This is a genomic window from Pseudomonas sp. NY11955 (genome assembly GCF_048068035.1).
Taxonomy (GTDB): domain Bacteria; phylum Pseudomonadota; class Gammaproteobacteria; order Pseudomonadales; family Pseudomonadaceae; genus Aquipseudomonas.
In genome coordinates, this window is record NZ_JBLUPS010000020.1 from 55,875 (window position 1) to 81,399 (window position 25,525).

Below are 25,525 nucleotides of genomic sequence, written 5' to 3' on the forward strand. Positions count from 1 at the left end.
TTGGGAGGGGGGAGGGCCAGCGGCGTGGGGGCTTGGGGATTTGCGTTTTTGGTGCCGGCCTGTTCGCGGGCTTGCCCGCTCCCACAGGATCTCACCACATTTGCAGGGGGTGATTTACCTGTGGGAGCGGGCAAGCCCGCGAATAGACCGGTACAGGCGATATCAGGCTTGCTGATCAGCCAGTTGGTCGGCTAGGCGCACGAAGGCCGCCAGGTCGAGCTGTTCGGGGCGCAGGCTGCCATCCACGCCGGCAGCCTCGATGGCTGCGCTGTCGAGCAGGCCTTTCATGGTGTTGCGCAGGGTCTTGCGGCGCTGGTTGAACGCCTCGCGTACCACCTGCTCCAGCAGTTTCGCGTCCTTGGCCGGGTGTGGCAGCACTTCGTGCGGCACCAGGCGGACGATGGCCGAATCCACCTTCGGCGGCGGGTTGAAGGCGCCAGGGCCGACATTGAACAGGTGCTCCACGCGGCAGTGGTACTGCACCATGATCGACAAGCGCCCCCAGTCACCACCGCCAGGGCCGGCGGCCATGCGCTCGACCACTTCTTTCTGCAGCATGAAGTGCATGTCGCGAATCAGCCCGGCATGGCTGAGCAGGTGGAAGATCAGCGGGGTGGAGATGTTGTAGGGCAGGTTGCCCACCACCTTGAGGCTGCGCGGCGGCACGCCGAGCTGGTTGAAGTCGAACTTCAGCGCGTCGCCCTGGTGCAGGCGGAAGTTGCTGCGGCCGGCAAACTTGTGCTGCAGGATCGGCACCAGGTCCTTGTCCAGTTCCACCACGTCCAGCTGTGCACCGCTGCCCAGCAGGCCTTCGGTGAGGGCGCCCTGGCCCGGGCCGATTTCCAGCAGGTGTTCGCCAGCCTTGGCATTGATGGCACGCAGGATGCGGTCGATGACGCCGGCGTCGTGCAGGAAGTTCTGGCCGAAGCGCTTGCGCGCCCGGTGTTGGTATTGCTCGTTCATGGTCGGTTCTCGGCCATCTGGTAGGCGGTTTCCAGCGCGACGCGCAGGCTGCCGGTGTCGACCTTGCCGGTGCCGGCCAGGTCCAGGGCGGTGCCGTGATCGACCGATGTGCGGATGATCGGCAGGCCCAGGGTCACGTTCACTGCAGCGCCAAAGCCTTTGTACTTGAGTACGGGCAGGCCCTGGTCGTGGTACATCGCCAGCACCGCATCGCAGTGCTCCAGATATTTGGGGGTAAACAGGGTATCGGCCGGCAGCGGCCCGCGCAGGTCCATGCCTTCGGTGCGCAGGCGGGCCAAGGTCGGCTCGATGATGTCGATTTCCTCGCGGCCCAGGTGGCCGCCCTCGCCCGCGTGCGGGTTGAGGCCGCACACCAGGATGCGCGGGTCGGCAATGCCGAACTTGTCGCGCATGTCGGCATGCAGGATACGGGTTACGCGCTCGATGCGCTCGGCAGTGATGGCATCGGCAATATCGCGCAGCGGCAGGTGCGTGGTCACCAGGGCCACGCGCAGGCCATGGGTGGCCAGCATCATCACCACTTGCGCGGTGTGGGTCAGTTCGGCAAGGAATTCGGTATGCCCGGAGAAGGCGATACCGCTTTCGTTGATCACACCCTTGTGCACAGGGGCGGTGATCATCCCGGCGAAATGCCCGTCCAGGCAGCCTTGGCCTGCGCGGGTCAGGGTTTCCAGCACGAACGCGGCGTTGGCCTTGTCGAGCTGGCCAGCCGTTACCGGGGCCGACAGCGGGGTATCCCAGACGTACAGGCTGCCCGCTGGCGCCGGCTGCTCGGGCCATTGGCCCGGCGCTACCGGCAGCAGGTCGACAGCCAGCCCCAGCTGCGTGGCCCGCTCGGCGAGCAGGTCACGGCTGGTGATGGCGATCAGGGGGTGGGGCTGGGCGTCTGCGGCGAGCAGCAGGCACAGGTCGGGGCCTATGCCGGCTGGCTCGCCGGGTGTGACGGCGAAGCGCAGGGGCTTCACTGGGCGGCCTGGTCAGCGCCAGGCAGCTTGATTTCAACGTAAGCTTCGTCGCGGATCTGGCGCAGCCAGGTTTGCAGCTCTTCGTCGTACTTGCGGTTGCGCAGTACGCTCAGGGCCTGCTGTTCGCGAGCCTGCTCGGTGCTGTCGGTGGCGCGGCGGCCCAGCACTTCCAGAACGTGCCAGCCGTACTGGGTCTTGAACGGTTTGGTCACGACGCCTTGCTGGGCGTTGGCCATCTGCTCACGGAACTCCGGTACCAGGCTGTTCGGGTCTACCCAGTTGAGGTCGCCGCCGTTGAGCGCCGAACCCGGGTCTTCCGAGAAGCTCTTCGCCAGCTCGCCGAAGTCTTCGCCGTTCTTGATGCGGTCGTACAGGCGCTCGGCCAGTTGCTCGGTGGCCGCTTCGCTGCGGATCTCGCTTGGCTTGATCAGGATGTGGCGTACATGCACTTCGTCACGCAGCACGTTCTCGCTGCCACCGCGCTTCTCCTCGAGCTTGAGGATGATGAAGCCGTTGGGGATGCGAATGGGCTGGGTGATTTCACCCACCGGCATGCTGCTGAGCATCTTGGCGAAGTCAGGTGGCAGCTGGCCGGCTTTACGCCAGCCCATCTCGCCGCCTTCCAAGGCGTTTTCGCTGGCCGAGTTGGCAATCGCCATCTGGCCGAAGTCGGCGCCCTGGCGCAGTTGCTGGTACACGTCACCGACCTTGCGCGCGGCCTTCTGGATATCATCCGAGTTGGCGGCTTCCGGAGTCGGGATGAGGATGTTGGCCAGGCGGTACTCTTCCGACATCTGCATCTTGCCCATGTCGGAGTTGAGGAAGTTCTTCACTTCCTGCTCGGACACCTGAATGCGCTCGGCCACGCGGCGCTGACGCACGCGGCTGATGATCATCTCGCGCTTGACCTGCTCGCGAGCGTCGTCGAACGACAGGCCGTCATGGGCCAGGGCGGCGCGGAACTGGTCCAGCGACATGCCATTGCGCTGGGCAATGGTGCCGATGGCCTGGTTCAGCTCTTCGTCGGTGATGCGGATGCCGGAGCGCTCGCCGATCTGCAACTGCAGGTTCTCGACGATCAGGCGTTCCAGCACCTGCTGTTCCAGGGCGCCAGTGGGCGGCACGCCGCCGCCACGTTTGGCGATGGTCTGCTGCACCTCGTGGACGCGCTGGTCCAGCTGGCTTTGCATGACCACGTCGTTGTCGACGATGGCCACCACGCGATCAAGAGGTTGTACCGCGGCATGCACCGCGCCACTCAGCAAAGCGGCGCCCAGCAACACTGGGCGCAGACGATCAATAAGCTTGGTCTTCACGTTCACGGTAACCTTGAATGCCTTGGTCGAGGAAAGATTCGACCTTGTTGCCAACTACGCCACCGAGGCCTTTCAGGACGATCTGAAGGAAGACACCGTGGTCGCCTTTTTCGTTCTGCGGAAGTGCCTGGCTGAAGTCGTCGTAATCGATCCAGTAGCGGTTGATCAGGCGCAGCTTCCAGCAGCAGTTGTCGTACTCGAAACCGCCCATGGCTTCCAGGGTGCGGTTGCGGTTGTAGTCATGCTGCCAGCGAGCGATGACGCTCCACTGCGGAACGATCGGCCAGATGACCGAGAAGTCATGCTGCTGGATCTTGTAGTAGTCCTTGATGTAGTTCGGGCTGCCCGGGGTACCGTAGTCGCCGCCGCCCACTTTCCACGTACCGGTCGTGGAGTCGTAGGAAATGGTGTCGTTGCGGTAGCGATAACCCAGGTTGACCACCTTGTTCGGGTTGTCTTCAGGCTGGTAGTGGAACATCGCGCTGCCCGAACGGGTGCTGCGGCTGTCCGGGTCCCAGTTGAAGTCCGAGTTGAAGCGCCAGTCGCGGTTGAAGTAGTAGTTGTACAGCAATGCGTATGGCGATACGTCGGACTGCGAATCCTTGCGGGTACGGTAGTCGATACCTGGCAGTTGGACTTTGCGATCCTTGAAGTAGTACGCCTGACCGATGCTGAAGTTCTGGCGTTCGAAACCGTTCTCTTCGATCCAGCGGGTAGTCACGCCCAGCGAAAGCTTGTTTTCGTCGCCGATACGGTCGGTACCGCTGAAGCGGTTGTCGCGGAACAGCGAGTCATAGCTGAACAGGGTTTCGCCCGAGTCGAACAGCGGGATGTCTTTCTGATCCTTGTACGGGACATTGAGATAGAACAGACGCGGCTCAAGCGTTTGCTTGTAGTTTGTGCCAAACAGCGAGGTGTTGCGGTCGAAGTACAGGCCGCTGTCGACGCTAAAGATCGGAACATCGCGGTTGAGCGAACTGTTGTAGCTACCGTAGGCAGGGTTAGCCGATTGAGTAATGGCCTGCGCTTTGCCTTGGCTGTCCAAGTCCAGGTCGTAATGGGTGTACGCGTACTTCAGCTTGGGTGTCAGATAGCCATAGCTCGCTTGCATCGGCAAGCTGATCGAAGGCGCGAAATTCAGGCGAGTGCCGTTAGCGCGTGCAATACCCGAAACGTTCTGGTCGATCCTGCGGCCATCTTCGCCAGCAGAGGTATCGAGTTCGCCATCTTTATTTCTTACAGTCCCGCTCTTCAGGTCCCGTTCAAAGCGAACAGCTTCAGTCTCGTAGGCGAGGTTCAGGCCGCCCGGCTCAAACGGCAACGTACCGTTGAAGGTAACCTGCGGCAGACGATCATACGGCGTGATCTGCGAGATGGTCGCCATCTCGTAGGCATGCACGTTCAGTCGTGCGGTGTAGCTGTCGCCACGGTAAGTCAGCGCACCCTGCTGGTTCAGCAGGTCGCGGCTTTCCACGCCGATCTGGTCGGACTCCAGGTCCTGGAAGTAGAACGGGTCGCTGATGTCGGTGTAGTCCACCTCGGTCATCAGGCGCTCGTCCAACCCGCCCTTGTGCTGCCAGTTGACCATCCAGCGCTGATCTTTGTAGTCAGTCTGGTCTTTACGATCATCGTCTTTGTCGTTCAGGTAGGCACCGCCAAACTGACCTTCGCTCGAAGGCGTCAGGTAGCGGAACTCGCCTTCCATCAGCAGGCCGCGCTTGGCCATGTAACGCGGGTACAACGTGGCGTCGTAGTTCGGCGCCAGGTTGAAGTAGTACGGCGTGACCAGCATGAAGCCGGTGTCGCTGCTGGTGCTGAACGATGGCGGCAGGAAGCCGGACTGTCGACGGTCGTCGATCGGGAAGTAGATGTACGGTGTGTAGAACACCGGGAAATCTTTGACCCGCAGCGTAACGTTGGTCGCGGTACCGAAACCGGTGGCCGGGTTCAGGGTGATGTTGTTGCCCTTCAGCTGCCAGGCGTTGCTGCCCGGTTCGCAGGTGGTGTACGTACCGTCCTTGAGGCGGATGATGGCGTTTTCGCCACGCTTGGCGTACAGGGCGCTGCCGCGAATGTGCGACTTGTGCATCACATATTCGGCGTTGTCGACCTGGGCTTCGCCCGTGTCGAGCTGGATCTGTGCCTCGTCACCGACCACCAGCGAACCGTTGTCACGGATCTTGACGTTGCCCTTGAGCTCGCCACGGTTTTCGGTCTGGTAGAGGTTGGCCTCGTCGGCCTCGGCCTGCATGCTGCCCTGGCGCATCACCACGTCACCGGCCAGGGTAGCGATCTGCTGCTCCTGCTGGTACTTGGACACCTTGGCGTTGATGTAGGTCGGCGACTCGTCCTTCGGCGTGGTGTCGGCCATGCCCGGGCGGGTTGGCTCGACATAGGCGCCACCGCAGTACGGGCCGGTTTCGGCCAGTTGCGCGGCGGTGAGCTTTTCACGCGGTACCCAGTCCAGGTGGCTGTAGTCTTCGCTGCGCGACTTCAGGGCACGGCCCTTGGCCTCGGTAACCAACATTGGCCGGTCCGCGGTTTCGCTTTCGCTCGCGGCTTCGCTGCCGGCGCTTACGGCCGCACCTTCGTGCACCGGGCGCGGTGGCAGGTTGTTGACTGGGGCCTTGGGCTTGCAGTCCCAGCCACCGGCGGCGGACACTTGGCAGTCGAACTGTTCGGCTGCCACTACGTATGAGCTGGCCAGAGGTTGCAGGGCCAGCAGACCGCCGGTTACCAGCAACGGAAACTTTCTACGAAACGCGGGGGATTTCAATGCCATCTTATTAGTCCGGGCTTCCTGCGTGCCATCTGCCCGCGTGTGGGGCCGCACGCCTCTCGATGGTCTGAAAAAGATGCTGGATAATAAAGCATGACCCGCTTGACGGCTAGGGCCGTCGGAGACCCTTGTAATGCCTGAACACGATGTACGCCTGCAACAACTGACCGCCTGGCTCGATGAGCAGCTCGATGAGCTTTTCCGCAACAACGCCTGGGGCGAAGTGCCTGCAGGCAGCTTGACGGCTGCCAGCAGCGACGCCAGCTTCCGCCGCTATTTCCGCTGGCAGGGCGCTGGCCACAGCTTCGTGATCATGGATGCGCCACCCCCGCAGGAAAACTGCCGACCGTTCGTCGCCATTGACCACCTGCTGGCCAGCGCCGGCGTACACGTGCCGCTGATTCACGCCCAGGACCTGGAGCGCGGCTTCCTGCTGCTGGGCGACCTGGGCCACCAGACATACCTGGACATCATTGATGCCGACAACGCCGACAGCTTGTTCGCCGATGCCATCGATGCCTTGCTCAAGTTCCAGCGTTTGCCAATGGATGCGCCGCTCCCCAGTTACGACGACGCCCTGCTGCGCCGTGAAGTGGAACTGTTCCCCGAGTGGTACGTGGGGCGTGAACTGGGCCTGGCCTTCACCGATGCCCAGAAGGCCACCTGGCAGCGCGTCAGCCAGTTGCTGATAGACAGCGCCCTGGCCCAGCCCAAGGTGCTGGTACACCGCGACTACATGCCACGCAACCTGATGCAGAGCACCCCAAACCCCGGCGTATTGGACTTCCAGGACGCGGTGTACGGCCCGGTCACCTACGACATCACGTGCCTGTTCAAGGACGCCTTCCTCAGCTGGCCGCAGTCACGGGTCGAAGGTTGGCTGCGTGACTACTGGCACAAGGCGCAGGCGGCCGGTATTGCGCTGCAGGCCGACTTCGAGGCGTTCCAGCGTGCCAGCGACCTGATGGGTGTGCAGCGCCACCTGAAAGTGATCGGTATTTTTGCCCGCATCTGCCACCGCGACGGCAAACCGCGTTACCTGGGCGACGTGCCGCGTTTCTTCGCCTATATAAATGAAGTGATCGGTCGCCGGCCCGAATTGGCGGAGCTGGGTGAGCTGATTGCGCAGTTGCAGGCCGGAGCGCGTGCATGAAGGCAATGATCCTGGCTGCGGGCAAGGGCGAGCGCATGCGCCCGCTGACCCTGCACACCCCCAAACCGTTGGTTCCGGTCGCCGGCCAGCCGCTGATCGAATATCACCTGCGCGCCCTGGCGGCGGCGGGCGTCACCGAAGTGGTGATCAACCACGCCTGGCTCGGTCAGCAAATCGAAGATCATCTGGGTGACGGCAGCCGCTTCGGCCTGAGCATCCGCTATTCGCCGGAAGGCGAGCCGCTGGAAACCGGCGGCGGCATCTTCAAGGCCCTGCCTTTGCTGGGTGACGCGCCATTCCTGTTGGTGAACGGCGATGTCTGGACCGACTACGACTTCGCCCGCCTGCAGGCTCCGCTGCAAGGCTTGGCTCACCTGGTGCTGGTCGACAACCCTGGCCATCATGGCCGTGGTGACTTCCGTCTGCTGGGCGAGCAAGTGGTCGATGGTGACGACGCGCCCGGCACCTTGACCTTCAGTGGCATTTCGCTACTGCGCCCGGCGCTGTTCGAAGGTTGCCAGGCGGGTGCCTTCAAGCTGGCACCGTTGTTGCGCCAGGCCATGGCCGCCGGCAAGGTCTCGGGTGAACACTACCGAGGGCACTGGGTGGATGTCGGCACGCTCGAACGCTTGGCCGAGGTTGAGCGTTTGATTGGCGAGCGCGCCTGACATGTGGTGGCCAGGCACGGTGATTGGTGTAGGTGCCGGCTTTGCCGTCGCGAGCATTCCGGGTGCCTTGCTCGGTGCCTTGCTTGGGCAGGCCATGGACCGCCGGCTGCGCTTGCAAGGCTGGGACGACATGCGCGAGCGCCTGGGCGGGCGCTCGGCCTTGCGCGACGACGAGTTGCTGTTCGTGATGCTCGGGCGCCTGGCCAAGTGCGATGGCCGGGTGGGGGAGCAGCATATCCAGCAGGCGCGTCAGGAGATGGTGCGCCTGGACCTGGCCGAGGCAGCTCGGCTGCGCGCTATCAATGCGTTCAACCGTGGCAAGGCGGGCAAGGACCGGCTGGGCGGGCACCTGCGGCGTATCCGCCAGCAGCCCCATGCTGCCGAAGGCACCTTGCGGGCCTGTTGGCGCATGGTCTGGGCTGACGGCAAGATGGGTAACAAGGAGCGTGAGTTGCTGCTGGACTGGGGGCAGAAGCTGGGCATGAGCCGGCGCCAGGTGCAGGCCATGTCGCTGGAGTACGAGCCGCGCAAGGCCCCGACAGCAGAAGGCGTACCCATGACCTATGCGGCAGCGTTGCGCTTGCTGGCGGTGGAGGCCGATACCGATGCTGACAAGGTCAAGCAGGCCTACCGCCGATTGGTCAGCCGGCATCATCCGGACAAGCTGGCGGGTACCGGCGCCAGCGAGGCGCAAGTGCGTGAAGCGACCGAGCGTACCCGTGAGTTGCATCAGGCCTATGCCATGATCCGCAAACGGCGGGGCCTGTAAAAAACGGGCCGCTTTGCGGCCCATCGATTTCAGCTCAACCCTGTGGGCTCATCCACCCTCGCACGCGGCGGAACAACTGCTCTTGCTCCGCAGCCTTGTTCCCCGGCATGGCAATCAACGACAGCTGCCGGTACTGGCTATCCTTCTGCCGTTTGCTGGCCTGCAGGCGCTGCTCGGCGGCATTGCGGTCAGCGCTACGGGTGACGTAGTAGATATCGGCCGTGGGCACCTTCAAGGTTGGGGCCAGGCTTTGCAGATCATCTTCTACCCGTGCCGGCGTCTGCGCAGCCACCATCACCAGTTTCTGCACCTGCGGCGGTTGCTTCTCGCTCAGGTAGCGGGCCGCCCAATAGGCGCCACTGCCATGGCCGACCAGCACGATACTACGGGCGTTGTGTTGCTGGGCAAAGGCCACGGCGGCGTCCAGGCGGGCGAAAATACGTTCGGCGTCGGCCGGGTCGTTCTGTTCGCTGACCTGTTCGGCGTCGGTGCCTTGCGCCGTGTCGGCATCGGCCGCAGTGGCCTGGGCGACATTGGCATTGGCGTCGGCAGGTACGTCCTTGGCCGGAGCGCTTTCTCCCTTGGGCTTTTCCGGCTCGGCAGAGGGCTTGGCTTCGGCTCGCGCCTGTGGGCTGTCGGCCAGCAGGTCGGGTAGGCTGATGCTCAGGCTGTGCCAGCCGACATCCGGGAATTTCTGCCGCAGCGGGCCGACGGCATTCGGCCAGTCGGCCGTTTCGCCAGCACCCGGGACAATGATCACCGCGCCCTGCGGGTCGCTGTCGTTGGCCGGTTTCCACAGGGCCAGGAAACTCTCGGCACCCGCCTGCAGGGTCTGTTGCTCGGCTTTGGGCACCAGCCGTTCGAGCGCCTGGGCATCCTCTTGGCTGCGTTCCAGCAGCGGTGGTCGCGGCGCTTCAGTCGCCGGTGCGGCGCTGCTGACAGGTGGTGTTTCGGCATCGGCGGCCAGGGCGCCGAGTGGAAGGAGCGAGGCCAGGCAGCACATTGCCAGCGTCGTGCGATAAAGTGTGGACATGAGTCGACCCAAGGCCAGAATGATACCGGCAGCCTAATAGTATTTGCCCGTGGCGGCCATGCTGCATGGCCGCCTTTGCCAAGACGAGCGTGTAGATGAAGCGAATGCGTCGCCTGTTGGTTATCGGCTGCTTGTGGCTGCCCTTGATGGCATTGGCCAGGCCCGAGGCGCAGCCCTCCGTGGTGCTGGAGCCTGCCCAGCAGCAGTGGCTGGACACCCACCGCAGCTTGCGTGTCGGCCTGGTGCTGCAGGCGCCCTACGCCCAGTTCGATCGGCGCCTGCAGCAACTGTACGGGGCCAATGTGGAGTTGGTGAACAGCCTGGCACAGGCGCTGCGGCTGGACCTTACCTGGCGCAACTTCAGCGACCAGGCCAGCCTGGAGCATGCCCTGCAGAGCGGCGAAATCGACTTCGCCCCTGGCCTTACCCAGACGCCAGCCAGCCTGCGCCTGTGGTTGTTCAGCGACCCGTACATGCGCGTGCCGCAACTGGTGGTGGGGCTGCGCACCGGGGCCATGGCGGTGGAGCTGGAAAAGCTTGAACCCGAGCAGCGTGTGGCGGTACGCATGCCCAGCCCGTTGGCGGACTACCTGCGCGGTAACTACAGCAACCTCAACGTGCAGGGGGTACCCAACGAGCGTGAAGCGCTGCAGTTGGTCGTGGGCGGCCAGGCCAGTTTCGCCGTGCTGGATGAAGCACAGCTCAGCCGCTTGTCACGCGAGAGCGAGTTCGGCGAACTGGCAGTGGTCGGCGATATTGGCCTGCCGCAGCTGCTGCGCATCGGTTCGCGGCGCGACTGGCCTGTGTTGGCCGATGTCCTTGAGCGTGGTTTGCAGGCGCTGCCGGCCAAGGAGCTGGAACAGCTGCACCAGCGTTGGTTGCAGCCCAAGTACCCACGCCTGAGCGAGTCGCCTGGCTTCTGGCAAAACCTGGCCTTGTTGTTTGGCATGCTGCTGTTGTGCGCGCTGGCCACGCTGGTGTGGCAACGCCGGCAGCAGCGCCAGCTGGAGCGCAGCCTACTGGCCACGCGGGAAAACCTGGTGGAGCGCCAAGTGCGTGAGGAGGCGCTGCGCCTGAGCCAGTTCGCCATCGACCAGAGTACGGTGGGTATCCTCTGGGTCAATTGGGACAGCCACGTGCGCTACGCCAACCACGCTGCCGAACGCATGCTGGGGTACGCCGAGGGCGAGCTGCTGGAGCGGCCGCTGAGCGACTTCGAGCCAAGCCTGAACATGGACCGCTGGCTGGAGCTTTGGAAGGGCGCGCGTACGGGGGCGGGCGGTGTGGGTCAGTTCGAGGCGCAGTGCCGGCGGGCCGATAACAGCTTGCTGCCGGTGGAGCTGTCGCTGAGTTTTCTGCGCTTTCGTGATTCCGAGTACCTGGTGGTCTACCTCGCCGATGTCACCGAGCGCCATCGCGCGCTGGCGGCGCTGCGCGAAAGCGAGGCGCGGCTCAAGGGCATAGCCGGCAACGTGCCGGGGCTGGTGTTCCGCCTGGAGCGCGACCCGGCCGAGGGCGACCTGGAGTTCCCCTATATCAGTGAGGGCAGCGAGGCGCTGGTGGGCTACACACCCGGCGAGATCCAGCACCCGCAGATGGGCCTGCGCAACCTGGTGCACCCCGAGGACCGCGCCGATTACCATCGGGTGCAAGACCTGGCCCTGGCCAGCGACCAGGATTGGTCCTGGCAGGGGCGCATCCTCACCCGCCAGGGCGAACAGCGCTGGGCCGACATCAAGGCCAGCACCCGGCGCCTGGTTAGCGGCCAAGTGGTGTGGGACGGTGTGGTGTGGGACATCACTCAGGGCAAGCGGGCCGAGCTGGCGTTGGCCAAATCCCAGGAGCAACTGCGCGAACTGTCGGCCCACCTGGAAAGCGTGCGTGAAGAAGAAAAGGCGCGTATCGCCCGGGAAGTGCACGATGAGCTGGGGCAGATGCTGACCGTGCTCAAGCTGGAAGTGTCGATGTGCGAGTTGGCATTCGCCGAGCTGGACCCAGGCCTGAACGAACGCCTGACCAGCATGAAGCGCCTGATCGCGCAGCTGTTCCAGCTGGTGCGCGATGTGGCCACCGCCTTGCGCCCGCCGATTCTCGATGCCGGCATAGCCTCGGCCATCGAATGGCAGGCGCGGCGCTTCGAGGCCCGCACGCAAATCCCCTGCCTGGTACAAGTACCGGATAATCTGCCAGCATTGAGCGATGCCAAGGCCACCGGGCTGTTTCGTATTCTTCAAGAAGCGCTGACCAACGTGATGCGTCACGCCCAGGCCCACAGCGTGGAGATCGAACTGGTGCATGAGGACGGTCAGTTGCGCATGACGGTCAGTGACGATGGCCAGGGTTTCTGCCGCGAGCAGACCCGGCCCACCTCGTTCGGCCTGGTGGGGGTGCGCGAGCGCGTGCTGATGCTGGGTGGCAGCATGGCGCTGGACAGTCAACCGGGCGAAGGCACCAGCCTGAGCGTGGCCATTCCGTTGGAGTAGGAGAGCGAGCGTGATTCGAGTGCTGGTGGCCGAAGACCACACCATTGTCCGTGAAGGCATCAAGCAGTTGATTGGTCTGGCCAAGGACATGCAGGTGGTGGGGGAGGCCGGTAATGGCGAGCAGTTGCTCGAAACCCTGCGGCACACGCCGTGCGAGGTGGTATTGCTGGATATCTCGATGCCGGGGGTGAATGGCCTGGAAGCGATCCCGCGGATCCGCGCATTGCAGGATGCACCGGCCATCCTGATGCTGTCGATGCACGATGAAGCGCAGATGGCGGCGCGGGCATTGAAAGCGGGCGCCGCCGGTTATGCCACCAAGGACAGCGACCCGGCGCTGTTGCTGACGGCGATTCGCCGGGTGGCCAGCGGCGGGCGCTACATCGACCCGGCGCTGGCTGATCGCATGGTGTTCGAAGTCGGCCTGACCGAGTCGCGTCCGTTGCACACGCTGTTGTCGGAGCGGGAGTTTTCGGTGTTCGAACGCCTGGCCCAAGGTGCCAACGTCAACGACATCGCCCAGCAGCTGGCGCTGTCGAGCAAGACCATCAGCACGCACAAGGCGCGCTTGATGCAGAAGCTGAAGGTGAACTCGCTGGCGGAGCTGGTGAAGTACGCCATGGAGCACAAGCTGGTCTGATTGCGACATCCCCGTTGTGGGTGCGGCATGCCCGCGAAAGGGCCTGGCCTGCTGATCTCTATGGCTGAACCGGCCTCTTCGCGGGCATGCCCGCTCCCACAGGTTTAGTGGGTGACTCGGAAGGGCATTCCAATCCCGCCATCCTTGTAGGGCATTCCCTACAGCGAATCTTCCATCTGGATGATGGCATTCTCTCAGCCCCCCCGATTTTCGGGCGCTTGCGCCTCTTCTACTCTTTTGCCTACGCAGTCATCCAACAAGAAGGTGCAGGCATGAGCGAGGCGAAGTCGAACGCTGCAACCGGCGAAACGCTGGTCAGCTTCCGTGGTGTGCAGAAGAGCTACGACGGCGAGTCGCTGATCGTCAAAGACCTCAACCTGGATATCCGCAAGGGCGAATTCCTTACCCTGCTTGGCCCGTCCGGCTCTGGCAAAACCACCAGCCTGATGATGCTGGCCGGTTTCGAAACCCCCACCGCCGGCGAAATCCAGCTGGCCGGGCGCTCGATCAACAATGTGCCGCCGCACAAGCGTGACATCGGCATGGTGTTCCAGAACTACGCGCTGTTCCCGCACATGACCGTGGCCGAGAACCTGGCCTTTCCGCTGACCGTGCGCAACCTGAGCAAGACCGACATCAGCGAGCGGGTCAAACGCGTGCTGAACATGGTCCAGCTCGATGCCTTCGCCAAGCGTTACCCTGGGCAGCTATCCGGCGGCCAGCAGCAACGTGTGGCGCTGGCACGGGCACTGGTGTTCGAGCCGCAGCTGGTGCTGATGGACGAGCCACTCGGCGCACTGGACAAGCAGCTGCGCGAACACATGCAGATGGAGATCAAGCACATTCACCAGCGCCTGGGCGTGACCGTGGTGTATGTGACCCACGACCAGGGCGAAGCGCTGACCATGTCTGACCGCGTGGCCGTGTTCCACCAGGGCGAGATCCAGCAGATCGCCGACCCGCGCACGCTGTACGAAGAGCCCTGCAATACCTTCGTCGCCAACTTCATCGGCGAGAACAACCGCATCAACGGCACCCTGCTGGCCAGCGATGGCAAACGCTGCCAGGTGCAGTTGCCGCGTGGCGAGCGGGTCGAGGCGCTGGCGGTGAACGTCGGCCAGGCCGGCGAGCCGGTAACCCTGTCGATTCGCCCGGAGCGTGTGCGCCTGAACGGCCACAGCGAAAGCTGCGTCAATCGCTTCTCTGGCCGGGTGGCCGAATTCATTTACCTGGGCGACCACGTGCGGGTGCGCCTGGAAGTTTGCGGCAAGGGCGACTTCTTCGTGAAACAGCCGATTGCCGAGCTCGACCCGGCATTGGCCGTGGGCGATGTGGTACCGCTGGGCTGGGAGGTGGAGCACGCCCGCGCGCTCGATCCAATTGCCGAAGCCCATTGATGGATTGCTTCACCAACCCTGTACTGTGGAGAGAATAATAATGCGCAAGCAGTTGAAACTGACCGCCCTGGCCCTGGGGCTGTTCGCCGCTGGCCAGGCCATGGCCGCAGACCTCACCGTGGTCTCGTTCGGCGGTGCCAACAAGGCAGCCCAGGTAAAGGCGTTCTACGAGCCGTGGGAAAAGGCCGGCAAGGGCAAGATCGTCGCGGGTGAGTACAACGGCGAAATGGCCAAGGTCAAAGCCATGGTCGACACCAAGAGCGTGTCGTGGAACCTGGTGGAAGTGGAATCGCCGGAGCTGGCTCGTGGCTGCGACGAGGGCATGTTCGAGGAGCTCGACCCGGCCCTGTTCGGCAATGAGGCCGATTACGTGCCGGGTGCCATCCAGCCTTGCGGCGTGGGCTTCTTTGTATGGTCCACGGTGTTGGCCTACAACGCCGACAAGCTGAAAACAGCACCCACCAGCTGGGCCGATTTCTGGGACACCAAGAAATTCCCGGGCAAGCGCGGCCTGCGCAAGGGCGCCAAGTACACCCTGGAGTTCGCCCTGATGGCCGACGGCGTGGCGCCGAAGGACGTTTACCAGGTGCTGGGCACCAAGGAGGGCGTGGACCGCGCCTTCAAGAAGCTCGACGAACTCAAGCCAAGCATCCAGTGGTGGGAAGCCGGCGCCCAGCCGCCGCAGTACCTGGCGTCGGGTGATGTGGTCATGAGCTCGGCCTACAACGGTCGCATTGCCGCCGTGCAGAAGGAGAGCAATCTGAAGGTGGTGTGGAACGGTGGCATCTACGACTTCGACGCCTGGGCCATCCCGAAAGGTGCCAAGGATGCCGACGAAGCGAAGAAATTCATCGCCTTCAGCGTGCAACCCGAGCAGCAGAAGACCTACTCCGAGAACATCGCCTATGGCCCGGCCAATTCCAAGGCTGTGAGCCTGCTGTCGGATGAGGTGAAAAAGGACATGCCGACCACGCCTGAGAACATCGCCAACCAGGTGCAGATCGACGTGGCCTTCTGGGCCGACAACAGCGAGCAGCTGGAGCAACGCTTCAACGCCTGGGCGGCGAAGAAGTAAACGTCCAGTATGCGGGGCCGCCAAGCGGCCCCCATTTCAGCCTGTATTGCGGAGTTCGCCATGGCCATTGCAGTGCCCCTCAAAGAAGGCGCAGGTCCAAGTCTCAAGCAGCGCCTCAAGCACGCCGAGCGGGTCAACCGCTGGAAGGCGCAGGCGTTGATCGCGCCGCTGGCGCTGTTTCTTCTGCTGGTGTTCCTGGTGCCGATCGCGGCGCTGCTGTACAAGAGCGTCGGCAACCCGGAAGTGGTCGGCGGCCTGCCGCGCACGGTCGAGGTCATCAGCCAGTGGGATGGCAAGAGCCTGCCCGGCGAAGACGTGTACAAGGCGCTGAGCCAGGACCTGGCCGAGTCGCGCAAGAACCAGACCCTTGGCGACCTGTCCAAGCGCCTGAACATGGAACTGGCCGGTTACCGCAGCCTGTTGGCCAAGACCGCGCGGGCGTTGCCATTCAAGAGTGAACCGGCTTCCTATAAAGATGCCCTGCAGGCCCTCGACGAGCGTTGGGGCGACCCGGCTTACTGGCAGGCAATCCGCCGTAACACCAGCACGGTGACCTCGTTCTACCTGCTGGCTTCGCTCGACCACCGTATCGACGACCTTGGCGAACTGGCCAAGGCCACCCCGGACCAGGCCATCTACCTGGATATCTTCGCCCGCACCCTGTGGATGGGTGTGGTGATTACCGCCATCTGCCTGGTGCTGGCCTACCCGTTGGCCTACCTGCTGGCCAACCTGCCGACCCGGCAGAGCAACCTGCTGATGATCCTGGTGCTGCTGCCGTTCTGGACCTCGATCCTGGTACGGGTGGCGGCGTGGATCGTGCTGTTGCAGTCGGGCGGCCTGATCAACAGTGCGCTGATGGCCATGGGCATCATCGACCAGCCACTGGAGTTGGTGTTCAACCGTACCGGCGTGTACATCTCGATGGTGCACATTCTGCTGCCGTTCATGATCCTGCCGCTGTACAGCGTGATGAAGGGCATTTCGCCAAGCTACATGCGTGCGGCAATCTCGTTGGGTTGCCACCCATTCGCCAGCTTCTGGCGGGTGTACTTCCCACAGACCTACGCAGGTGTTGGCGCGGGTTGCCTGCTGGTGTTCATCCTGGCCATCGGCTACTACATCACCCCGGCGCTGCTGGGTAGCCCGAACGACCAGATGGTCAGCTACTTCGTCGCCTTCTACACCAACACCAGCATCAACTGGGGCATGGCTACCGCGCTGGGCGGGCTGCTGCTGCTGGCGACCGTGCTGTTGTACCTGATCTATAGCTGGCTGGTCGGCGCCAGCCGCCTGCGCCTGAGCTGAGGAGCCTGTCATGCTGAGCCCATACATGTCGCCCGTGGAGCGGGTCTGGTTCTATAGCCTGCGCATTCTTTGCGGCCTGATCCTGCTGTTCCTGATCTTGCCGGTACTGGTGATCGTGCCGCTGTCGTTCAACAGTGGCAGCTTCCTGGTGTATCCGCTGCAGGGGTTCTCGCTGCAGTGGTATCAGGACTTCTTCGGCTCGGCCGAGTGGATGCGGGCGTTGAAGAACAGCATCATCGTTGCCCCGGCAGCCACGGTGCTGGCCATGGTGTTCGGCACCTTGGCGGCCATCGGCCTGACCCGTGGCGACTTCCCCGGCAAGTCGCTGGTGATGGCGCTGGTGATTTCACCCATGGTGGTGCCGGTGGTGATCATCGGGGTCGCCAGCTACCTGTTCTTTGCCCCGCTGGGTATGGGCAACAGCTTTACCTCGTTGATTCTGGTGCATGCGGTGCTGGGTGTGCCGTTCGTCATCATTACCGTGTCGGCAACGTTGCAGGGCTTCAACTACAACCTGGTGCGTGCGGCGGCCAGCCTGGGTGCCTCGCCGCTGCTGACGTTCCGCCGGGTGACCCTGCCGCTGATCGCGCCCGGTGTCATTTCAGGTGCGCTGTTCGCATTTGCCACTTCGTTTGACGAGGTGGTGGTGACACTGTTCCTGGCCGGGCCGGAGCAAGCGACCCTGCCACGGCAGATGTTCAGCGGTATTCGCGAGAACCTGAGCCCGACCATTGCCGCGGCGGCGACCTTGCTGATCGCCTTTTCGGTGGTGTTGCTGCTGACCCTGGAGTGGTTGCGTGGGCGCAGCGAGAAGCTGAGAACCCAGCAGCCAGCCTGAGTGAGTCACTGTAGGAGCAGCCTGGTGCTGCGAAGAGGCCGGTAAGGCAAAATTTGTTCTCAAGCCCTACTGGCCTCTTCGCAGCACCAGGCTGCTCCTACAGCCGCGAAGAGGCCCGCACAGGTTGCAGCAGCTGGTCGACACCGATTGATACCAATCAGCCTCTACCCGTTCGCCTGAGTTACAATGCGCGCCACCGTGATTCTGCCAACAGGTGCGCCATGCAGCCCTACGCTATTGCCCCCTCCATTCTCTCCGCCGATTTCGCCCGTCTGGGTGAAGATGTCGACAAGGTATTGGCTGCGGGTGCAGACATCGTCCACTTCGATGTCATGGACAACCACTACGTCCCCAACCTGACCATCGGTCCGATGGTTTGCACTGCCCTGCGCAAGTACGGCGTTACCGCGCCGATCGACGTGCACCTGATGGTCAGCCCGGTCGACCGCATCATCGGCGACTTCATCGAAGCCGGCGCCACCTACATCACCTTCCACCCGGAAGCCACTCAGCACATCGACCGTTCGCTGCAGTTGATCAAGGACGGTGGCTGCAAGGCCGGCCTGGTGTTCAATCCGGCCACCAGCCTGGATGCCCTGAAGTATGTGATGGACAAGATCGACATGGTGCTGTTGATGAGCGTCAACCCAGGCTTCGGCGGGCAGAAGTTCATCCCCGGCACCCTCGACAAGCTGCGCGAAGCGCGCGCGCTGATCGACGCCAGTGGCCGTGATATCCGCCTGGAGATCGATGGCGGCGTCAACGTCAACAACATCCGTGAGATCGCTGCCGCTGGCGCCGACACCTTCGTGGCCGGCTCGGCGATCTTCAACGCCCCGGACTACCAGGAAGTCATCGCCAAGATGCGCGCCGAACTGGCCCAGGCCCGCCCATGAGTGGCTTCGAGCAGCTGTTCCCGGGGACGCTGCCCAGGCTGGTGATGTTCGATCTGGACGGTACCCTGATCGATTCCGTGCCAGACCTGGCCGCCGCCGTGGACCGTATGCTGCTCGAACTGGGGCGCCCGCCTGCTGGCCTCGAAGCGGTGCGCCACTGGGTTGGCAATGGCGCCCAGGTGCTGGTGCGCCGGGCATTGGCAGGAAGCATCGACCACACCACTGTGGACGATGCGCTTGCTGAGCAGGCGCTGGCGTTGTTCATGGATGCTTACGCCGAAAGCCATGAGCTGACTGTGGTGTATCCCGGCGTGCAGGACACCCTGCGCTGGCTGCGCAAGCAGGGTGTGGAGATGGCACTGATCACCAACAAGCCTGAGCGTTTTGTTGGCCCGCTGCTGGATCAGATGAAGATCGGCCGCTATTTCCGCTGGATCATTGGCGGCGACACCCTGCCGCAGAAAAAGCCCGACCCGGCGGCGCTGCTGTTTGTCATGCAGATGGCTGGCGTTACCCCGCAGCAGTCGCTGTTCGTCGGCGATTCGCGCAGTGACGTGCTGGCCGCCAAGGCGGCTGGCGTGCAGTGCGTGGGCCTGACCTACGGTTACAACCATGGCCGGCCGATCGATGACGAGTCTCCCAGCCTGGTGATCGACGACCTGCGTGCTTTGCTGCCCGGTTGCGCAGACCCGGCCACTGGGATAACGTTGGCGGACCTTCAAGCCTCACAAGACAGAGAGCCCACCGTGGTGGTTACTGGCAAATTCTGGATGAAAGTCATCAAGGCCCTGGCCCGTTGGCGTTGGCGCGCCTGACTTTTGCCTGCCGGCGCGTGCCGGCCCGTCCGTTTGCCTGACCTATTGCTGCTTGCCCCGAGGCTACTCATGAACCGCGAAGAATTTCTGCGCCTGGCCGCTGCCGGCTACAACCGCATTCCCCTGGCCTGCGAAACCCTGGCCGACTTCGACACGCCGCTGTCGATCTACCTGAAACTGGCCGACCAGCCCAACTCGTACCTGCTCGAATCGGTGCAGGGCGGCGAGAAGTGGGGCCGCTATTCGATGATCGGCTTGCCATCGCGCACGGTGATGCGTGTGCATGGCTACCACGTCAGCATCCTGCAGGATGGCGTGGAAGTGGAAAGCCATGATGTCGAAGACCCGCTGGCGTTCGTTGAAACCTTCAAGGACCGCTACAAGGTTGCCGACATCCCCGGCTTGCCGCGTTTCAACGGCGGCCTGGTCGGCTACTTCGGCTACGATTGCGTGCGTTATGTTGAAAAGCGCTTGGGCGCGAGCCCAAACCCGGACCCGCTGGGCGTACCGGATATCCTGCTGATGGTGTCCGATGCGGTAGTGGTGTTCGACAACTTGGCGGGCAAGATGCACGCCATTGTGCTGGTCGATCCGGCTGAGGCACAGGCTTTCGAGCAGGGCCAGGCTCGCCTGCAGGGCTTGCTGGAAACCCTGCGTCAGCCCATCACCCCGCGCCGCGGCCTGGACCTGAGCGGCCCGCAGGCTGCCGAGCCGGAATTCCGTTCCAGCTACACCCGTGAGGATTACGAAAACGCCGTCGGCCGCATCAAGGAATACATCCTGGCGGGTGACTGCATGCAGGTGGTGCCGTCGCAGCGCATGTCCATCGACTTCAAGGCTGCGCCTATAGACCTGTACCGCGCGCTGCGCTGCTTCAACCCGACGCCGTACATGTACTTCTTCAACTTCGGTGACTTCCACGTGGTCGGCAGCTCGCCCGAGGTGCTGGTCCGTGTCGAGGACAACCTGGTCACCGTGCGCCCGATTGCCGGCACCCGCCCGCGTGGCGCGACCGAAGAGGCCGATCGCGCGCTGGAAGACGACCTGCTGTCGGACGACAAGGAGATTGCCGAGCACCTGATGCTGATCGACCTGGGCCGCAACGACGTGGGCCGTGTGTCTTCGACCGGTAGCGTGCGTCTGACCGAAAAAATGGTGATCGAGCGTTATTCCAACGTGATGCACATCGTCTCCAACGTTACCGGCCAACTGCGTGAAGGGCTGACGGCGATGGATGCACTGCGGGCGATCCTGCCGGCGGGCACCTTGTCGGGTGCGCCGAAGATCCGCGCCATGGAAATCATCGACGAGCTGGAACCGGTCAAGCGTGGGGTTTACGGTGGTGCTGTCGGCTACTTTGCCTGGAACGGCAACATGGACACCGCAATTGCCATCCGTACTGCCGTGATCAAGGACGGTGAGCTGCATGTGCAAGCCGGTGGCGGCATCGTTGCCGACTCGGTGCCGGCGCTGGAGTGGGAAGAAACCATCAACAAGCGCCGGGCGATGTTCCGTGCCGTGGCGCTGGCTGAGCAGACTTCGGCCAAGTAAACAGAGTGGGGCTGCTTTGCAGCCCTTCGCGGGCACGCCCGCGAAGGGCCGCAAAGCGGCCCCGTCAATTCAGAAGTCCAAGCTGACCGCCAGGCTCACACCCTGCTGCGTCAACTCATCACTCTTGCGCCAGTTGTAGTTGCCGCGCACATGCACCCCCGCCACCAGTTCATGGCTCACCCCCAGGCTCGCTCGGGTCAGGTCGCTGTGCGGCGTATACCCGGTCAGGGTGAAATCATTCGCCGGCAAGCGGGTCAAGTGCATCGTCACATCCTGCTGGTCGTCTTCGAACTCATGCTCCTGCGCCACTTCGGCAAACAACCGGATACTTGGCAGTACCTGCACACTGCCCAACAGCCCCACGCCCAGGCGGCGTGAGGTGCGTTCCTGGTCATCGAAGCCCAGCGCCGTTGAGCGCCCGCTGTTCTCGGCGTAGCCATCCACCTTCACTCGGGCATAGTCGGCACTGATGAAGGGGGCCAGCTGCCAGTCGCTACCGTCGGCCGCCAGGTTGTAGCCCAGCCGCCCGGACATTGCCCAGGCCTCGCCGTCGGTGTCACCTTTTTCGCTGCGGTCATTCACGCCCAGGGTGAACGTGCGTTTGAGGTCACTGTAGTCCAGGTGCCCGGCGGTCAGCGCCGCATCGGCCCACCAGCGGTCCTGGCGGTATTGGGCAAAGGCACTGGCCAGATAGCTGTTCAGCTTGTAGTCCGAGTCCTGTTCGCCAGCTTCCAGCTTCTGCCGGTATGCACCGCCAGCCAGGCCAAGGCGCCAGGCGTCGTTCAGGCGATAGCTGCCGCCCACGGTCAGGTTGTAGCCGCGACCATCGCCGCTGGCCGCGCTGTGCTGGTCGTCGAAGTCCAGGTCCTGGGCGCCGCTGGCGACGAAGGCTTGCCACTGGCCAACGGCCTGCCAGGGTGTCTGCCACTGGTTGCGCAATTCATCCTGATGCGCGCGCAGGCTGGCATGGGCCATTTCCGGCAGCAGGGTCAGTTCCCACGGTGCGGAGAGGATCGAGTAGGCGTAGTCGGCAATCAGTTGCTGGCCAGCGATGGTCGGATGCACCGCGTCGTTGAACAGCAGTTTGCTTGGGTCGGGTGTGGTACCGGTAATGCCATATACCGGGTTGGCCACACAGCCTTCGCCGCTGTAGCAAGTGCCGACCAGGTTCTGGTCGCTGGCCAAGCCGAACTGGCTGGGGCTGGCCAATGCTTCGCTCAGCAGCAAAGGGACGTTCAGTGGGATGATCTCGGCATCGATCTGCCCCAGTTGGCCGAGCAGCGACTGGTTGAAGGCGCCGGACAGTAATGACAACGGGTTTTGTTGTGGCGTACCGCTGAAGTTAGGTGTTTGGCCCAGGTCAGGCAGCAGCCAGACCATGATGTAGCGGGCACCGCCTTGTTGCAGGGCCTGGGCGCTGGCGGCCAGGCGGGCACCGGCGGCGATGGCATCGGCCGGGCTGTTTACCAGGCCTTGCAGGAAGTCATTACCGCCGCCGGTCAGGTAGTACAATGCGTTGGGGTCGGCGCGCAGGCCATTGGCCAGGTAGCCCGGTTTTTCCCTTAGAACCTGCCCGGCGCCGGGGCGGCCCGGCGGGATGACCGTCTCGGACGTGCTGGTGATCGAATCGAGGACCTGTTGGGTGGTGTAGCCGCCGACCGCCCAGTTATTGCCGTCGGGAAGCCCCAATGCCGGTTTGAGCGGGGAGGTGGAAGGGCCAAGCTCCGTCGGGCTCACACCCAGTCGCCCACCCAGGATCATCGGTGACACTGGTGCATAGTTGCCATCGGCATCGCGGTTGGTGAAGCGTACGCCGCCAAACTGCCCGGCGTCGCTGAGGCTGTCGCCGAACACGATCAGGCTGGAATAGGGTGAGGGTGCCGCGAAGGCCTGGCTGCAGGCAAATGCCAGTGTGGCGAGGGTAAAACGCAATAACGGGGCTTTTCGCATCAGGGAACATCCTTTTCTTTGTTTTTATTGGGACAACCCCATCGACCTTAGCAAATCGCTGTGCATCCCTCCCAAGTCCATTCGTTTCCCCGTGTTTACAGGCATATTGCGCCCGTGGCCCCGGTAGGCTACTGTGCCGGGACGTATGAGCGAGACCTATCCTGTGTTGATCGTCAGCAAACTCTTGATGCGCGTAATCAAGGCCCACGCCCGTTGGCGTTGGCGCGCCTGACTTTATCTCCTGCCGGCCTGCCCGGCCCGCCCCCGTTTGCCTTCCCGTTTACCGCCCGTTGTGGCAAAGCCGCGCCTGTGGCTGGTGCTGGAAGGTTCGAATTCTGAAGTCAGTAGATTCAAGAGGTTTAACACCATGTTACTGATGATCGACAATTACGACTCATTCACTTACAACGTCGTTCAGTACCTTGGCGAGCTGGGTGCCGAGGTCAAGGTCATTCGCAATGACGAAATGACCATCGCCCAAATCGAGGCCCTCAACCCTGAGCGCATCGTCGTTTCCCCAGGCCCGTGCACGCCGAGCGAGGCAGGTGTGTCCATCGAAGCCATCCTGCATTTTGCCGGCAAGTTGCCAATCCTCGGTGTGTGCCTGGGCCATCAGTCCATCGGCCAGGCCTTTGGCGGTGACGTGGTTCGCGCACGGCAGGTCATGCACGGCAAGACCAGCCCGGTCCATCACCGCGACCTTGGCGTGTTTGCCGGCCTTAACAACCCGCTGACCGTGACCCGTTACCACTCGTTGGTGGTAAAGCGCGAAACCTTGCCCGACTGCCTGGAAGTGACCGCCTGGACCGCCCATGCGGACGGCTCGGTCGATGAGATCATGGGCCTGCGCCACAAAACGCTGAATATCGAAGGGGTGCAGTTCCACCCCGAGTCGATCCTGACCGAGCAGGGCCACGAACTGTTCGCCAACTTCCTCAAGCAGACCGGCGGCCGCCGCTAAGGATCGAAGATGGACATCAAGAGCGCGTTGAGCCGTATCGTCGGCCACCTGGACCTCTCCACCGAAGAAATGCGCGACGTCATGCGCCAGATCATGACCGGCCAATGCAGCGAGGCGCAGATCGGCGCCTTCCTGATGGGCATGCGCATGAAAAGCGAAAGCATCGACGAGATTGTCGGGGCGGTGTCGGTGATGCGCGAGCTGGCCGACAAGGTTGAACTGAAAAGCCTCGATGGCGTAGTCGACATTGTCGGCACCGGCGGTGATGGCGCCAATATCTTCAACGTGTCCACTGCCTCCGCGTTCGTCCTGGCGGCGGCGGGCTGCACGGTTGCCAAGCACGGTAACCGCGCGGTATCTGGCAAGAGCGGCAGTGCCGACCTGCTGGAAGCCGCAGGCATCTATCTGAACCTGACGCCAACGCAGGTTGCGCGCTGCATCGACAGCCTCGGTATCGGTTTCATGTTCGCCCAGAGCCATCACTCCGCCATGAAGCATGCCGCTGGCCCGCGTCGTGATCTGGGGTTGCGTACCTTGTTCAACATGCTTGGCCCGCTTACGAATCCGGCCGGTGTGAAGCACCAGGTGGTTGGCGTATTCAGCCAGGCGCTGTGCCGCCCGCTGGCCGAGGTGCTGCAGCGCCTGGGCAGCAAACATGTGCTGGTGGTGCACTCGAAGGATGGCCTGGACGAGTTCAGCCTGGCCGCACCGACGTTCGTCGCCGAACTGAAGAATGACCAGATCAGCGAATACTGGGTCGAGCCGGAAGACCTCGGCATGAAAAGCCAGAGCCTGCATGGCTTGGCAGTCGAGAACCCACAGGCCTCGCTGGAGCTGATCCGTGATGCGCTGGGCCGGCGCAAGACCGAAAATGGTCAGAAGGCTGCGGAAATGATTGTGCTCAACGCGGGCGCGGCGCTGTATGCCGCCGATCATGCAATGACCCTGGCACAAGGTGTCGAACTGGCCCACGACGTCCTGCACACCGGACTGGCCTGGGAGAAGCTGCAGGAGCTGGGTGCCTTTACAGCGGTATTCAAGGTGGAGAACGAAGCATGAGTGTACCGACGGTGCTGGAAAGGATCATTGCCCGCAAGTTTCAGGAAGTGGCCGAGCGCAGTGCGCGCGTCAGCCTCGCCGAGCTGGAAGGGCTGGCCAAGGCCGCCGATGCCCCACGCGGCTTTGCCAACGCGTTGATCGAGCAGGCCAAGCGCAAGCAGCCGGCGGTCATTGCCGAGATCAAGAAGGCCTCGCCGAGCAAAGGCGTGATCCGCGAGCACTTCGTGCCGGCGGAAATCGCTGTCAGCTACGAGAAGGGCGGCGCTACCTGCCTGTCGGTGCTGACCGACGTCGATTATTTCCAGGGGGCCGATAAGTACCTGCAGCAGGCCCGCGCGGCGGTTTCGTTGCCGGTGATCCGCAAGGACTTCATGGTCGACCCTTATCAGATCGTCGAGGCTCGGGCCTTGGGTGCGGACTGTGTGCTGTTGATCGTGTCGGCGTTGGACGATGTGAAAATGGCCGAACTGGCTGCCACTGCCAAGGATGTCGGCCTGGACGTGCTGGTGGAAGTGCACGATGGCGATGAGCTGGAGCGCGCGTTGAAAACCCTGGATACGCCGCTGGTCGGGGTGAACAACCGCAACCTGCACACCTTCGAGGTCAGCCTGGAAACCACCCTCGACCTGCTGCCGCGCATTCCGCGTGATCGCCTGGCGATCACCGAGAGCGGGATTCTCAACCGGGCCGATGTGGAGCTGATGGCGATCAACGAGGTTTACTCGTTCCTGGTGGGCGAGGCGTTCATGCGAGCGGAGCAGCCTGGCCTGGAGTTGCAGCGGTTGTTCTTCCCCGAGCAGGTGAAGAAGACTGTTCAGCCACTGGACTGATCAAACGAAGCCGGCGTTTTTGCCGGCTTTTTTGTAGGCCTGCAATGGCCTCTTC

Annotated in this window: 21 protein-coding genes; 15 read left to right on the forward strand and 6 right to left on the reverse strand. The window is 63.2% G+C overall.

Features of this window, described 5'->3' with window-relative positions; genetic code table 11:
* Positions 1–162: 162 nt before the first annotated feature.
* The 4 genes from rsmA to ACNFBR_RS26220 are packed head-to-tail and all read right to left on the reverse strand — an operon-like array spanning position 163 to position 6,047.
* Entirely contained in the window at positions 163–963 is an 801-nt protein-coding gene (gene rsmA / locus ACNFBR_RS26205; RefSeq protein WP_416737421.1) for a 16S rRNA (adenine(1518)-N(6)/adenine(1519)-N(6))-dimethyltransferase RsmA, read from the reverse strand.
* Positions 960–1,949 carry a 4-hydroxythreonine-4-phosphate dehydrogenase PdxA gene (gene pdxA / locus ACNFBR_RS26210; RefSeq protein ID WP_416737422.1) on the reverse strand — a complete coding sequence of 330 codons (990 nt, stop codon included), beginning with the start codon at positions 1,947–1,949 and terminating at the stop codon, positions 960–962. Before pdxA ends, rsmA begins: the two co-directional genes overlap by 4 nt.
* A complete protein-coding gene (surA, locus tag ACNFBR_RS26215) occupies positions 1,946–3,265 on the reverse strand; it encodes a peptidylprolyl isomerase SurA (protein WP_041166352.1) in 1,320 nt (439 codons plus the stop codon). Before surA ends, pdxA begins: the two co-directional genes overlap by 4 nt.
* A complete protein-coding gene (locus tag ACNFBR_RS26220) occupies positions 3,246–6,047 on the reverse strand; it encodes an LPS-assembly protein LptD (protein WP_416737423.1) in 2,802 nt (933 codons plus the stop codon). The genes surA and ACNFBR_RS26220 overlap by 20 nt, the downstream gene beginning before the upstream one ends.
* Before the next feature lie 130 nt (positions 6,048–6,177).
* Here ACNFBR_RS26220 and ACNFBR_RS26225 point away from each other — a divergent pair, with 130 nt between their 5' ends.
* From ACNFBR_RS26225 to ACNFBR_RS26235, 3 genes are read left to right on the forward strand one after another with little or no spacing between them, the layout of a single operon-like run.
* Positions 6,178–7,197, forward strand: a complete 1,020-nt coding sequence (locus ACNFBR_RS26225) for an aminoglycoside phosphotransferase family protein (RefSeq protein WP_416737424.1) — start codon at positions 6,178–6,180, stop codon at positions 7,195–7,197.
* Entirely contained in the window at positions 7,194–7,865 is a 672-nt protein-coding gene (gene murU / locus ACNFBR_RS26230; RefSeq protein ID WP_416737425.1) for an N-acetylmuramate alpha-1-phosphate uridylyltransferase MurU, read from the forward strand. The genes ACNFBR_RS26225 and murU overlap by 4 nt, the downstream gene beginning before the upstream one ends.
* 1 nt (position 7,866) lies before the next feature.
* Positions 7,867–8,634, forward strand: coding sequence for a TerB family tellurite resistance protein (locus tag ACNFBR_RS26235; protein ID WP_416737426.1), 768 nt, complete (start codon positions 7,867–7,869; stop codon positions 8,632–8,634).
* Between the two features lie 34 nt (positions 8,635–8,668).
* Here ACNFBR_RS26235 and ACNFBR_RS26240 read toward each other — a convergent pair whose 3' ends face one another.
* Positions 8,669–9,667 carry an alpha/beta hydrolase family protein gene (locus tag ACNFBR_RS26240; protein WP_416737427.1) on the reverse strand — a complete coding sequence of 333 codons (999 nt, stop codon included), beginning with the start codon at positions 9,665–9,667 and terminating at the stop codon, positions 8,669–8,671.
* A 95-nt stretch (positions 9,668–9,762) separates the two neighbouring features.
* Here ACNFBR_RS26240 and ACNFBR_RS26245 point away from each other — a divergent pair, with 95 nt between their 5' ends.
* The 9 genes from ACNFBR_RS26245 (at position 9,763) to trpE (ending at position 20,670) form a co-directional block, all read left to right on the forward strand.
* Positions 9,763–12,150 (forward strand): PAS domain S-box protein, encoded by a 2,388-nt coding sequence (locus tag ACNFBR_RS26245; RefSeq protein WP_416737428.1) that lies wholly within the window; start codon positions 9,763–9,765, stop codon positions 12,148–12,150.
* Positions 12,151–12,160: 10 nt separating this feature from the next.
* Positions 12,161–12,790, forward strand: coding sequence for a response regulator (locus ACNFBR_RS26250; protein WP_416737429.1), 630 nt, complete (start codon positions 12,161–12,163; stop codon positions 12,788–12,790).
* 272 nt (positions 12,791–13,062) lie between these two features.
* Positions 13,063–14,187, forward strand: coding sequence for an ABC transporter ATP-binding protein (locus ACNFBR_RS26255; RefSeq protein ID WP_416737430.1), 1,125 nt, complete (start codon positions 13,063–13,065; stop codon positions 14,185–14,187).
* 40 nt (positions 14,188–14,227) lie between these two features.
* Positions 14,228–15,262, forward strand: coding sequence for an ABC transporter substrate-binding protein (locus ACNFBR_RS26260; RefSeq protein ID WP_186690128.1), 1,035 nt, complete (start codon positions 14,228–14,230; stop codon positions 15,260–15,262).
* Positions 15,263–15,322: 60 nt separating this feature from the next.
* A complete protein-coding gene (locus tag ACNFBR_RS26265; RefSeq protein ID WP_416737431.1) occupies positions 15,323–16,570 on the forward strand; it encodes an ABC transporter permease in 1,248 nt (415 codons plus the stop codon).
* A gap of 10 nt (positions 16,571–16,580) precedes the next feature.
* Positions 16,581–17,408 (forward strand): ABC transporter permease, encoded by an 828-nt coding sequence (locus tag ACNFBR_RS26270; protein ID WP_003260880.1) that lies wholly within the window; start codon positions 16,581–16,583, stop codon positions 17,406–17,408.
* A gap of 221 nt (positions 17,409–17,629) precedes the next feature.
* Complete coding sequence (gene rpe, locus ACNFBR_RS26275; protein ID WP_016484625.1) at positions 17,630–18,304, forward strand: ribulose-phosphate 3-epimerase; 675 nt, start codon at positions 17,630–17,632, stop codon at positions 18,302–18,304.
* On the forward strand, positions 18,301–19,119 hold the full coding sequence (locus ACNFBR_RS26280; protein WP_416737432.1) for a phosphoglycolate phosphatase: 819 nt from the start codon (positions 18,301–18,303) through the stop codon (positions 19,117–19,119). The genes rpe and ACNFBR_RS26280 overlap by 4 nt, the downstream gene beginning before the upstream one ends.
* A gap of 69 nt (positions 19,120–19,188) precedes the next feature.
* Complete coding sequence (gene trpE, locus ACNFBR_RS26285; RefSeq protein ID WP_416737433.1) at positions 19,189–20,670, forward strand: anthranilate synthase component I; 1,482 nt, start codon at positions 19,189–19,191, stop codon at positions 20,668–20,670.
* A gap of 69 nt (positions 20,671–20,739) precedes the next feature.
* Here the strand turns inward: trpE and estP are convergent, their stop codons facing one another.
* Positions 20,740–22,620, reverse strand: coding sequence for an esterase EstP (gene estP / locus ACNFBR_RS26290; protein ID WP_416737434.1), 1,881 nt, complete (start codon positions 22,618–22,620; stop codon positions 20,740–20,742).
* Positions 22,621–22,987: 367 nt separating this feature from the next.
* Here estP and ACNFBR_RS26295 point away from each other — a divergent pair, with 367 nt between their 5' ends.
* The 3 genes from ACNFBR_RS26295 to trpC are packed head-to-tail and all read left to right on the forward strand — an operon-like array spanning position 22,988 to position 25,470.
* Positions 22,988–23,581, forward strand: a complete 594-nt coding sequence (locus tag ACNFBR_RS26295; RefSeq protein WP_039613257.1) for an aminodeoxychorismate/anthranilate synthase component II — start codon at positions 22,988–22,990, stop codon at positions 23,579–23,581.
* A 9-nt stretch (positions 23,582–23,590) separates the two neighbouring features.
* On the forward strand, positions 23,591–24,640 hold the full coding sequence (gene trpD / locus ACNFBR_RS26300; RefSeq protein WP_416737435.1) for an anthranilate phosphoribosyltransferase: 1,050 nt from the start codon (positions 23,591–23,593) through the stop codon (positions 24,638–24,640).
* Positions 24,637–25,470: an indole-3-glycerol phosphate synthase TrpC gene (gene trpC, locus ACNFBR_RS26305; protein WP_416737436.1), complete on the forward strand. Its 834-nt coding sequence runs from the start codon at positions 24,637–24,639 to the stop codon at positions 25,468–25,470. The genes trpD and trpC overlap by 4 nt, the downstream gene beginning before the upstream one ends.
* Positions 25,471–25,525: the final 55 nt, after the last annotated feature.